The sequence below is a fragment of the Facilibium subflavum genome, from assembly GCF_003574485.1.
GTDB lineage: Bacteria > Pseudomonadota > Gammaproteobacteria > Francisellales > Francisellaceae > Facilibium > Facilibium subflavum.
The window spans coordinates 1-12,646 of sequence record NZ_QLIT01000143.1 but is presented as its reverse complement, the minus strand read 5'-3'; the positions used below and the strand labels follow the sequence as shown (position 1 = coordinate 12,646).

At 38.8% G+C, this 12,646-nt stretch carries 11 protein-coding genes; 8 read left to right on the top strand and 3 right to left on the bottom strand.

The genetic code is table 11. From position 1 onward, the window contains the following. The first annotated feature begins 3 nt into the window (after positions 1–3). The 4 genes from DNK84_RS08900 to DNK84_RS08885 all read left to right on the top strand — a co-directional run bounded on the left by DNK84_RS08900 (position 4) and on the right by DNK84_RS08885 (position 2,864). Complete coding sequence (locus tag DNK84_RS08900; RefSeq protein WP_208123292.1) at positions 4–195, top strand: type II toxin-antitoxin system RelE/ParE family toxin; 192 nt, start codon at positions 4–6, stop codon at positions 193–195. 11 nt (positions 196–206) lie between these two features. Then, on the top strand, positions 207–494 hold the full coding sequence (locus DNK84_RS08895) for a HigA family addiction module antitoxin (RefSeq protein WP_119344175.1): 288 nt from the start codon (positions 207–209) through the stop codon (positions 492–494). 149 nt (positions 495–643) lie between these two features. Further along, the gene (locus DNK84_RS08890; protein ID WP_119344174.1) at positions 644–1,453 is read left to right on the top strand and encodes a sulfite exporter TauE/SafE family protein; all 810 of its coding nucleotides are present in this window, start codon (positions 644–646) and stop codon (positions 1,451–1,453) included. Between the two features lie 151 nt (positions 1,454–1,604). Further along, positions 1,605–2,864 (top strand): MFS transporter, encoded by a 1,260-nt coding sequence (locus tag DNK84_RS08885; protein ID WP_119344173.1) that lies wholly within the window; start codon positions 1,605–1,607, stop codon positions 2,862–2,864. Here the strand turns inward: DNK84_RS08885 and DNK84_RS08880 are convergent. After that, complete coding sequence (locus tag DNK84_RS08880) at positions 2,839–3,657, bottom strand: sulfite exporter TauE/SafE family protein (protein ID WP_119344172.1); 819 nt, start codon at positions 3,655–3,657, stop codon at positions 2,839–2,841. The genes DNK84_RS08885 and DNK84_RS08880 overlap by 26 nt on opposite strands. Positions 3,658–4,076: 419 nt before the next feature. Here DNK84_RS08880 and DNK84_RS08875 point away from each other — a divergent pair, with 419 nt between their 5' ends. Further along, a complete protein-coding gene (locus DNK84_RS08875; RefSeq protein ID WP_119344171.1) occupies positions 4,077–5,639 on the top strand; it encodes a hypothetical protein in 1,563 nt (520 codons plus the stop codon). Here DNK84_RS08875 and DNK84_RS08870 read toward each other — a convergent pair. Beyond that, positions 5,636–6,103, bottom strand: coding sequence for a hypothetical protein (locus DNK84_RS08870; RefSeq protein WP_119344170.1), 468 nt, complete (start codon positions 6,101–6,103; stop codon positions 5,636–5,638). The two genes, DNK84_RS08875 and DNK84_RS08870, sit on opposite strands and share 4 nt — an antisense overlap. Before the next feature lie 204 nt (positions 6,104–6,307). Continuing rightward, entirely contained in the window at positions 6,308–7,720 is a 1,413-nt protein-coding gene (glnA, locus tag DNK84_RS08865) for a glutamate--ammonia ligase (protein WP_119344169.1), read from the bottom strand. Positions 7,721–7,912: 192 nt separating this feature from the next. Here glnA and DNK84_RS08860 point away from each other — a divergent pair, with 192 nt between their 5' ends. The 3 genes from DNK84_RS08860 to DNK84_RS08850 form a co-directional block, all read left to right on the top strand. Continuing rightward, positions 7,913–8,389 carry an RNA pyrophosphohydrolase gene (locus DNK84_RS08860; protein WP_162902337.1) on the top strand — a complete coding sequence of 159 codons (477 nt, stop codon included), beginning with the start codon at positions 7,913–7,915 and terminating at the stop codon, positions 8,387–8,389. Between the two features lie 3 nt (positions 8,390–8,392). Next, entirely contained in the window at positions 8,393–10,654 is a 2,262-nt protein-coding gene (gene ptsP / locus DNK84_RS08855) for a phosphoenolpyruvate--protein phosphotransferase (RefSeq protein ID WP_119344167.1), read from the top strand. Between the two features lie 791 nt (positions 10,655–11,445). After that, the coding region (locus DNK84_RS08850; protein ID WP_162902336.1) for a hypothetical protein at positions 11,446–12,646 on the top strand (1,201 nt) is incomplete at its 3' end.

The window sequence follows — 12,646 nt, the reverse complement described above, 5'->3', positions numbered from 1 at the left end:
GCAGTGAGGAAATTAGATCAACTAAATGCTGCAGCTAAAATAGAAGACTTGAATGTACCGCCGAATAACAAACTAGAGAAACTAAAGGGCAAGTTATTAGATTATTGGTCAATACGTATTAATAATCAGTATCGTATTATATTTAAGTGGACTCAAAATAATGCAGTAGACGTTGATATCGTTGATTATCATTGAGGAGTGATAAAATGAGACTTCCAACCAAAAGACAGCCAACCCATGCGGGTGAAATTCTATTAAAGGATTTTTTGGCGCCAATGGGGATAACTCAGTCTAAATTTGCAAAACATCTAGGCTGGACCTATGCAAGGGTTAATGAAATTGTAAATGGCAAGCGAGGCATTACTGCGGATACTGCTTTAGCATTTGCCGAAGCTTTTAATATGGAGGCTGAGTTCTGGCTAAACCTACAATTAGCTTATGATTTATGGCACGCAAAGCAAAAGCATACACCGATTGATCCTATTGCTGCATAAACATGGTCAGGCCTTAGGTTTGCCATACCCATCACCAAAGCATCTTATATAAAATGCTTTGCATATCGATAAAAAGTTTATCACTCACCTGTGAAATACGCGATCAGTGATATACACTTAGAAAAACACGCCCTTACAAGGAATGATACATGGCACTTGATGTTTTTTTTATCTTTTCCATTTTAATTGCAGGTGGAATTGCCGGGTTTGCTTCTGGCCTTTTTGGCATTGGTGGTGGTGTTGTTTTAGTCCCGGTACTTATCGTTATTTTTGAACATTTTGGCAACCCTGAGATAAGCACACATACAGCAATTTGCACCTCATTAGCCATCATTATTCCCAACGCCCTGATTTCATCCATAAAACAAATCCAGGCCAATAATCTCGATCTGGCACTTTTCAAGCGCTGGATGATTGGCTTACTTATTGGCATTGTTATCGGTGCGCTTTTAATGCTCACACTATCTGGAATTGTGCTTAAAATACTTTTTCTGTGCCTGCTTATCTTTAGCCTTTTCTCACTATTTGGTAATGATAAAAAAACGAATGGATTAACTCGTGTCACAACGGCAAAACTGACAATTGGCAGCACAGTAATTGCTGCTTTTTCTGTTTTATTAGGCGTGGGCGGTGGCACATTTACCGTACCTTATTGCAAAAAAATTTTAAGGCTCCCAATCAAAAAAGCCATTGCGATTTCAAGCCTGTCAGGACTTTTTATCGGCACAGGCGGTACGATTATTGCGACAATCACCGGGCTTGTTCATGATACTCCCACCATCTTATGGAGCCTTGGTTATTTAAACTGGATCGTTGTCATACTCGTTCTACCGACAAGCCTGTGGTTAACACCAAAAGGTGTTATGTATTCGCATAAATTATCTGAAAAAGCAATCAAATACTTATTTATCCTTTTACTATGTCTTTGTATTTTAATCATGTTAGTAAAAATCTTTTGATATTTCTCTTTATCCCTTATTGATTCTATAGTAGACTAAGGCTCTCTTATAGCAGTGATCCATCTTGTCAAGTAATCTAATAGTACCAAAAAATCGTCAAACCATTTGTGATCGTTTGATGAATAGCATATATACTTTTAAAGGATAACCAATGCTTACACAAAATAAACAACGCTTATTAATCGGCATATTAATGCTGACGATTATTATTGACATCATGGGTGTTGGACTTGTTTTTCCCGTAATTCCAGAAATCATGCTTTCAGCGAAAAGCGTGTTTTTTGCCAAAAGTGCCACAGATACACTGAGAAATTTCTATTATGGCATTACCATGGCTGTGTGGCCATTGGGTATATTTATTGGTAGTGCCATCATTGGCAGGCTCTCAGATATCTATGGTCGAAAAACACTTTTAATCGTCGCCCTTATTGGCACTGCGGCGGCTTATTTAATTTCTGTTACCTCCTTTTACAGCGGCAGCTTATCTTTATTTATTTTCAGTCGCTTTATCTGTGGCTTTTTTGGTGGAAGCTTCAGCATCGCACAAACAGTAATGCTTGATATCTCTAATGCAGATAACCGAATGCGCAATCTAAGCCTTATCACATTAGCTGCATCCATTGGCTTTATATTTGGCCCGATCATTACAACCCTTGTTGGCATCTTTGCTGTCACAGATTTCCAGGCAATAAGCCTGCCTTTTGTTTTTGGCGCAATTTTAGCCTGTATTAATCTCTTAAGCGTGTGTCTGTTTTTACCTGAAACCTATAAAAAGCCGGTGCATAAAGTCAAATTACATTTAATTTCACTGATCTTCAGCTTCCGTGTAATGTTTGTTGATAAACGCGTACGCATCCTTGCATTGTCATTTTTAATGCTGCAAATTGGCTGGGGTTATTATGCCCAGGCACTGCCTTTGGTATTATCACAAGCGCTTAGTTTTGGACAAAGTGCCGTTGGTGGAATCTTTATTATCTTAAGTGCAGGTTTTGCCTTATCAACGATGTGGGCACAGGAAAAGGTGCTTAAGCGATTCACAGCAAAACAAGCCATGCTGAGTATTGCAACCTTGCTGTCCATTATTTTCCTGGTCTCTGCTATATGGTTAACAATAGGGATGGTTATTATCAGCGCATTTTTAAGCGCATTGCTACAGATTATTTTTTATACTGCGCTTTTATCTGTCATTGCAGCGGCGGTTAAAGAACATGAGCAAGGCGCTATCATGGGCGGAACAACATCTGTTTTTGGCATCGCATGGTTTATTAATGCTTTTAGTTTAGGCCCAGCAGCGAATATCAACATCACCACCCCTTTTTACTTGGCTGCATTAGCGCTTGGCCTTGCCGGGGTTTTTGCCTATTGGCATTATCATGTAAAATCCATTAAATCAGTTTCACCAACAAGATAATCAAAATAGCGAACAGCGAGAGAACATAAAGGATCGTATATTGGATCTCAGTTAACCATTTTGCCACCTTATGCCCAATAGGCACGCCAATAAAAGAACTTAAAACCAGAATAATCGCTGCTGGCAGGTTAATATAGCCAACACTGTACGCTGGCAATGTTGTCACATGAAAGCCGATGATAGCAAATACAACAATCCCCATAATTGCAACCAGCATATTCATGGCGGTAATCACCCCAATGGTCTGCTTCATTGACAAATTCGCATGTTTTAAAACTGGTGATAGCATTAAGCTTGACCCTCCACCTGTACAAGAAGATAGCAAACCTACAAAAAAGCCAAAGGCTGCAAATTTCTTTTTATTGATGTTAATCTCTTTAGGCTGTTGCATCGCTTTTTTATGCGCCATCAGTTTCTGAACAAAGCGGATAAACGCATAGATGGTAATGCAGATCAAAATGATAATATTCATGCTGGCAGGCAAAACTTTCTCAACAAAGCCACCAACAATCATCCCAAAGATTGTTAAAGGCAAAAGCAATAAAAAAATATCCCACATTACATGCCCTGATCGATGGCTTTTATAAGTACTGACAAAGTTGGTGATGAGCATCACCAAAAAACAGGTTCCAAAGGCCAGATGCACGGCCATTGCAAGGTTTACTCCCACTAGGGGAAAATAAATCAATAACGCCGGGACAACAGTTAAACCACCACCCCAGCCAAACATGCTGGTAAAAAAGCCACAGGCTATTCCTGCCAGGATAAGGATTAAAATATCAAACCATAACATTAGTCTTACTCTTTCAAATTTATATCTGAGTTTAAGTGTACTAAAATTTGTTCAACTGTCTAATTCGATTAGTTTATTGCAAGTATAAAGAAATAGTATGATACAAGGGATTACTCTGCCCTTTACCACAATGCTGTGACAAATTTTTAAGCTTGTGAAACAACCTCAAAGCTTTGTTTTTGGGAATGACGGCACTGAGAATATTTATGTGACCCGCCAAGCAGAATGAATGACAAGTCCTTGAAGTAATATACAAAAATGAAAAATATGTAACTTTAGTCACTTGTTACTAAGCATATTTTATTCCTTAATCTACAAACTTACATATATTATTAAGTATTTCTAATATGCAACGCAGACTTGTGAATGCGTCATATATCTACTATGGTGTGTCTATCACAATAAAAACCTGTATATATATGAAACCACTACAAGATAAAGACCTGTTTGCCTCACAAGAAGTCAATCGCTCCTACTTAAGTGATCTTATGGTTTCTATACACCGTAGCGGCTTTAAAACAACATTGATCTCGATTGTATGGACCGCCGGGCCCATCACGGTTGTGGCCATTTTGTTGGGTTATTATTTTAGCCATGGTACGGTCGTCCCCTTTAGTACACTGATCTATTTTTCTATTTATGTCTTTATCGTCGGCTTAAGTGGTCTTATTAGCAAAATCATTCTAGATACGATTCGTATGCGCAATCAAGAGCGATCAGAGCAGGCTTTTTTAAACGTGATCGAAACTGCTTATGATAAACTTAGACAGGCGAGAAACCTTAAATTTGCAGCTTTAGCACAAAATGCAAAGCAAGAGATGATCTCAGCTTTCTTATTATCAAAATCGCACCCAAGTACAACCGAAATTTACGTTGCGATGCAGACACATTTCAGTGAAAAAGCAGCACGCTTTGCCGAATTAATGCAGATTTATGAAAATAATGGCATTCCAGCAGATGCCTGCAAGTTTTCCGTGCAATTGCATGAAATTCGTCAGGAAATTATCTCTCAAGAGCACTTATCTGAAAACTTTAAATATCTGGCTTTAAGGAAAATTGAAGGTGATCATATCTCACTGAATGAAGGTGTTTCACGCAACCCTGGATTTTTAACAAAAGTATTAAATAGTGGCGGCCAGCTAAGCCTTTTTGACACTGATGATGCCAGTGATATCATCACACTTTCATTAGAGCTTTTAGCAGGCAGGACAATTTATTTCTTTAAGACAATAACAAACTTTGATCATTTGGCTGTTGAAAAATTATTCAAGCAAATTGAAACAACACGACAAAAAATACGTCTTAAGCACTGGCTTGCCTATGGTCTTGTTGAGCAGATTTACTTCAGCAGTAAAGCGCTTTCACCGGAGCTTCCACTGAAAAACCTTATTCACATTCAAAAAGATGCACCAGCTAATCTTCACCTGATGCAACAAGCCATTAAAGAGATCCATTTCAATGACTTTAATAAAGATACTAGACAAAAATTAAAAAACCTAATCTACCGGTTTGAGCAGACGACAAACACAATTTATAGCCTTATTAAGCGATTAGATGCCTTGATGCTTAAATGGCATAAACTTGAGAATACGCCGCAGAATATTCTGGATGATCAAAAGGTACAAGTGAAACTTGCCAGTATTCAACTTGAAGAAAAAAGCCGACTTGCATTGGCACAACAACTGCAGGACTTCACGGCCAACCAAAGTACCGGTGATACCGAAAAAGATATTAAAGCTTATGCGCTATATATTGTAAAGTGTCTTATTAAGCCACTGAATTTGGAGAACCCTTTGATTATCTATGCTATTGAAGTTTCTAATGCAGCAAATTTCAGCTGTGTTGAAGCCAATTATTCAGCAAAACAAAAGGCTGAATTAACACACAATCTATCCAAAACAGTTTATGCAAATATACGACAACTTAAAAAGCGTTTTCGTGAAAATCTTATTGCACAGTATCAATATTATAAAATGGACTAAGCCAAATAAAAATCAACACCGTTGCCGGTTTCATCTTTATAGGTGCACTTGGCACCTTGATAGTTTTTCACGGTGATGTTAGGGTTTGCAGGCCCATTGGCACCAACGATAAAGGTGCATGATTTCGTCTTGTGCTGTGAAGCATCAGCCGTCTGACTTGTATCAATTGCTGTTAACGTATAAGCAACGTTAAAATCACTTCCTTGATAAAAGCCAAACCCATATTCAGCAGATTTATCCTTGCTTACTGATAATACTATATCACTGCTGGTGACATCCCCTGAAACAAAATAAGGTGCTTCATTTGGCGCAATACCCGTAATACGAACTGACCAAGGCTTTATCTTGCTTGCATCATTTGTTGCATAAATATGGTGTGTTGTATGCACAGACGGGTGAGCAAATGTCATGCCTGTTAGCACCATAAAACCTGATACTGAAAGTATTATTCTGTTTTTGATCATTATTAAATCTCCTTTTGTTGAACTATCCCTTTTTTCAATTGATCAAACCCTGCTTTTTAAAAAAACGCTATTATTTTACCCGCTAGCTATTTGACCGCAAGCAAATGGGTTTTGCAAGTGGAATTTAGCGTAAATAGAAAATTCCTAGATGGCAGCATCTCAGGAACCTAACTGATTTGAATAAAAAAAACAAAGATAGAAAGGTTAAAGGCTATAATACATCTCAAACTCAACCGGATGTGGCGTCATATTAAGCTTTTGCACTTCTGCTGATTTAAGCGCAATATAGGCATCGATTAAATCATGTGAGAATACATCTCCGGCTGTTAAAAATTCACGGTCTTGATCAAGTGCAGCTAGCGCTTCTTCTAATGAAGCGGCAACCGTCGGGATATCAACAAGCTCCTCTGGTGGCAGATCATACAGGTTTTTATCCATCGCATCACCTGGATGAATTTTATTTTTAATCCCATCAATCCCGGCCATAAGCATTGCTGAAAATGCAAGGTAAGGATTTGCCATTGGATCGCTAAAGCGTACTTCAATTCGTCGCGCTTTGTCGCTGCTGACAAAAGGAATACGAATAGACGCAGATCGATTACGTGCGGAATATGCCAACAGTACAGGTGCTTCAAACCCTGGCACCAAACGCTTATAGCTATTGGTTGATGGATTGCAAAACGCATTTAATGCGCGAGCATGTTTAATAATCCCACCAATATAATATAATGCCTCTTCAGAAAGACCCGCATAACCGCTGCCAGCAAAAATGTTCTTCCCATTTTTCACCAGTGACTGATGTACATGCATTCCTGAACCATTATCTTTTGGAATGGGTTTTGGCATAAAGGTTGCCGTCTTGTTATAAGCGTGTGCAACATTGTGGACGATATATTTAAATGATTGCAGCTGATCAGCTTTATCGGTTAATGTTGAAAACTTTGTTCCAATTTCACACTGCCCTGAAGTTGCAACCTCGTGATGATGCACCTCAACTTCCTGACCAATTTCTTCTAGAATAGTGCAGATATCTGAGCGAAGATCCTGTAAAGAATCAACTGGCGGGACCGGGAAATAGCCGCCTTTAATGCCTGGGCGATGCCCTTTATTGCCATAAGCCGGGAAATCATTTGAGCCCCATGCAGCTTCTTCGGAGTAGATTTTATACTCCGCACCTTGCATATCAGACTTAAAGGTAACATTATCAAAAACAAAAAACTCAGGCTCAGGGCCAACGAATACCTGTTCGGCAATACCTGTAGCTTGCAAATATCGCTCTGCTTTTTTTGCCACAGATCGAGGATCCCGATCATAAGCCTGCATTGTTGCAGGCTCCAAAATATCACAGCGGATAATCAAGGTTGGCGCTTCGAAAAATGGATCTAAAAACATCGTGTGAATATCTGGCATTAAAATCATATCTGATTCGTTAATCCCTTTCCATCCTTCAATAGATGAGCCATCAAACATTTTCCCATCAGTAAAAAAGTCATCATCGACTGCCTTAACAGGTATGGTGACATGCTGCTCTTTACCTTTGGTATCAGTAAAACGCAAATCCACAAATTCCACATTGTGCTTTAAAACCATTGACTCAAATGTAACAAAGTCCGACATAGGTTAAATGCTCCTTGAAGTTACAGACACTTTCTATCAGTTCATAACCGTTTTCAAAGTATCTCAAATTATTTTCATCTCCAAGTAAGCATTCTAACAGAATTTTTTGCAAAAAATAGCAAGATTTCGAGGAAAAACAAGGGACTTTCAGGTATCCTAAACAACAGTAGAAGCGTAGTTTTAGGAATGATCGTGATAGATCAAGAAGGTTTCAGAGCAAATGTGGCGGTTATTCTTTTGAATAACCAAAACAAAGTTTTCTGGGGCCGGCGCGTGAACCAAAGCTCCTGGCAATTTCCACAAGGTGGACTTAACCCAGGAGAAACACCAATTGAAGCAATGTATCGAGAACTCAAAGAAGAAGTTGGTTTAATGCCGTATGACGTTGAAGTCATTGCGGCAACAAGAACATGGTTACGCTACCGTTTGCCCCGTTTTTTAATACGTCGTAATTGCCCACTTTGCATTGGTCAAAAACAAAAGTGGTTTTTACTGCGATTAAAATCCCCTGACAGTGCAATTAATTTACACTTGAACAAAAAACCTGAATTTGATGAATGGCGTTGGGTCAATTACTGGTACCCTGCAGATAAAGTAGTTGCCTTCAAGCGCCATGTTTATCGCAAGGCATTAACGCATTTCTTGCCAATTATTCAAAATCGGAGCTAGGTTATGTTTTGGCAACCTTTGGTCAGAATTATTGAACTAAAACATGATCTGGATATCGTGCTGTCCATGTTTTGTGAAGAAATGTGCAAACGTTTTGAAATAGATGCCTGTAGTGTTTTTACGCTAGAGGATGCACCGGATATTTTCACACTAAGCGCATCAACACTTGCTCCACGAGTCAAATCAGGCATGATCTACCTGGATACCAATGAAGATTTGCTTGGCAAAGTAGCCGCCAGAGAGGAATCCCTTGTCGTTGATAACATAGAAGATGAAAAAAAATACACCGTCTTGCAAACCCTGTCAAGACAAAGATTCCAAGCATTTCTTGCTGCACCTGTTATTTACAAAAGCCAGGTTATTGCAATCCTGGCACTTCAAGTCAAGGCAAAAAAAGGGATCAGCGAATCCCTGCAAAATGATATTGTCACTTTATGTGCTAATTTATCATTACCGTTAAATCGTGCCATGCATGTCGATGATGTGTCTGAGCGAATTGAGGAAAAAATCAGTAACACTTTATACTTTGATGGGGCCAGTGCAAATGAAGGTGTAACAAAAGGTGTTGCTTTTGTTCGTTATGATATCACCGATATTGAACAAATCCCTGACAAACCAACACAAGAGGAAGATGAAGAAACACTTTTCAAAGATGCAGTTAATGATGTTAAAGCTTCACTGCAAGAGATGCTGGAGCGCATCACGACTTTAGCCGGTAGTGATGAAGGTGAGCTTTTCAAAGCTTATCTTCAGATGATTGACAGTCATCGTTTTTATGATGAAATTATCAAACTGATTCGCCAGGGGGTATGGGTGCAATCAGCCATCAAACAGATCTCTTTAAAACATGCCGATTTTTTTGAACAGATGGATGAGCCTTATTTTATAGAGCGTGCCAGCGATATGAAAGACCTGGGCAAACGCATCCTGCTGGCACTTGAAAATAAATCGGTTAAAAAAAGTCACTATCCAAGTGATACGGTCTTAGTTGCCAATGAAGTCACGGCTTCCATGGTCGCTGAGGTTCCCAAAGGCCGCCTTAAAGCGGTTGTAACAGAACACGGCTCATCTTATTCTCATGCAGCAATTCTAGCAAAAGCCTTAAATGTGCCCTTTGTCACCAATATCCATGCCTTACCCATTGAGTTTATTGACAAAAAAGATGTGATTATTGATGGTTATATCGGTCGTGTATATGTCAATCCAAATACAGGCTTAAAAACTGCCTATGACCGCATTATTAAAAATGAGCTGCAAAAGGCTAGTCAGTTACAAAAAATCAAATATTTAAGCAATGAGACCACTGACGGATTTAAGCTGGATTTAAAGGCAAATGTTGGCTTAATCGCGGATTTGGATCGTGCAGTAAGACAAGGGGCTTCTGGTGTTGGGCTTTATCGCTCAGAAGTCCCCTTTATGATTCGTGAGCGCTTCCCAAGTGAAGATGAGCAACGTATTATTTACCAACAGGTATTAGAAGCTTTTCCAAATCAGCCTGCTGTTATTCGCGTATTAGATGTCGGTGCTGATAAAACCTTGCCTTATTTTTATGAAGAAGAACAAAACCCGGCTCTTGGCTGGCGAGGTATCCGTATGATGCTGGATCAATCCGATCTGTTCTTAGTTCAGATTCGTGCCATGCTAAAAGCCAGTACTACGTATCATAATTTAAGTATTTTACTGCCAATGATCACAACAATTGAGGAAATCAAAAAGGCAAAAACCCTTATTCGTCAGGCATACAAAGAGATCCTTGAAGAAGGATTAGAAGTTAAAAAGCCCAAAATTGGCGTTATGATTGAAGTACCTTCCATGCTAATGATGATTGATAAAGCCCTTGAACTTGTCGATTTTATCTCGATCGGCTCGAATGATCTCACTCAATATATTTTAGCTATTGACCGGACGAATCATAAAGTCTCCTCACTTTATAGCCAACTACACCCAGCGATGATTAAGGTTTTTTATTATTTAGCTAAACGTGCGCAAAAGCACAATAAAGAAATCTCACTTTGTGGTGAAATCGGTGGCAACCCATTAGCGACTCCCCTACTTATCGGCATGGGGTTTGATAGCATTAGCATGAATGCTGCGGTTTTATTAAAAATCAAATATGTGCTGCGCAATATCAGTAAAAAACAATGCCGAAACGTATTAAAGCAGGTACTAAAGCTCTCAACAACTGAGCAAGTACATACCTATCTTGAGAATTTTCTTGTTGAGAACAATCTAGGACAACTAATACGCGCTGGAACTGCACAGTAAGTTAGTGTTTATGCAACACCACAGGGATTTTGCTGCAACGCAACATGAGTAAACGATAAAATTCAGCCTGATTTCGCCTTTTTAAAAAACAGCCGCATGAAATATATATAATTCTTAAGAAATTTTCGTAAATTTTAGAAACTATAACATACGAATGTAAAAAAAACTGCAAATTTTTCAGGAGAAATTATTTACAAGATAAAGAGACAATCATATATTATGAATTAGCAGAGGACTTCAGCCCCCATCTGAAGCGCTCGGGTATCTTCCATACCCCCTCTTGAGACCGAGCAAGGATCCTCTGCCAGAATCCCAAGCTTATAGCTCCCCTTCTCGTGCCGCCAATGGCACGATTTTTTTATCTATTATTTTTTCTTGGTTCGATAATTTGCATATTGTCTTATATGTTTTGACTACGCTAGCGTTTGTTATAATCATTATCACTAGCGGTAGTGCATCCCAGCTCCCCCTGGTCATATAATCCATCTTTACATTTAATGCGTTTTTTTATCGCCATAAAATTCCATAGGATTTATATTGGCAATTCTATCGATTTTTGTCAAGATGATTTGTTATTTATTTTCAAAAATTTACTCTCGTATTTTGGAACAATCTGCAGAGCTCTATATTTTTAAGTGAAACGCTATAAGCGATATTACCTTCAAAGTTGCCATTGCGTTGCGGCAGTTTTCTGATGTGAGGCTAATACATGGCTATTTTTGACGCAAGCATTTACTTATTGGTATTTATGGTTACAATATGGCCTAGCGAATAATGAACCATAAAAGTACATGAGTATTATAAAAGTCAAATGGGATGACATCGCCAAGCGTATAAAAGAGATAAATCCCAAAGCCCATGAAATATTAGATGCCGATCCGGATATCAGAAACCATACTTTTGAAATCTGGCAATATAAATATGGAGATGTGGTTGGCGATGACACAGGACACTTTCTACCTGATGGCACCCGTGTTGACGCCAATATTCCCTTTGGTATGTTTTTATCAAAACAATTTGATTTTTACCTGAATAATACACCAATACAAATTAACTATAGCTATAAGGCCGGTGATTTTATCTTTACCAGCTATATCACAAATGATGTTTCTCATTATTACTCACCTTCGGACTTTTGGATTGGTGCCGGCACGATAGAGCCTTTATTTGCCAGTCGTGTGGCCGATGAAAAGCGCCATCGCGCGTTAAATGAGCATTTTGATACCCATATTACCCGCCCGTATTTTAATCATTTGCATTTTAATACCATTAAAGAGATTGCAAGCTATGTTGCCCCTGACTGGCGTGCAGAGTTTTTACGCTTCCCACAACAATGGGCGACTATGGTTCGAGAGAGCAAAGCGCATCCATTTAAGGACTTAATTTACCAATTTATGTTTAAACGTACGGCATATGATAGGCATAGTCATTATTATCAACACCTTTTATCAAAAGTCCGTCGTAACTATACCGAAACTGTTTTTCAAAATGCCTATGCCAATCAGATTATTATGCACTTATTCTTTGCACTTTGTGGCCATATTCCGATTCACACCTTTGCCACCGATGATACAGCCTTACCATTGGCTGCGATTCAACAGGCTTATTTAGACATCTATCAAACTACTCAGGTGCCGCTTATCTTAATTCCTTCACTCTTCAATAAGAACCCAGAACAAATGCATTACTTTAGTGTAGCGCATCACACCGAAAGCTATAAGCCAAATTCGGTGAATAATGCCTTAAAGCTTTGTGCCGATATTAAGTATATTGTACAGATTTATGCCGATGTATTTAAGAACGTCACACGACCTTATAACCATTTATTTTATGATATCACCCAAAATATTCATATCGATATTATTCATGAAAGAAAAGGCGCACTTCACAGCCAGGGAAAGGCTTATATGTTAAATGAAATCGATCAGTTAGACCCTATTTGCAAGGCACAATTAGAAGACTTTCGTGAGAAAGGATATGATCTGACCCCAC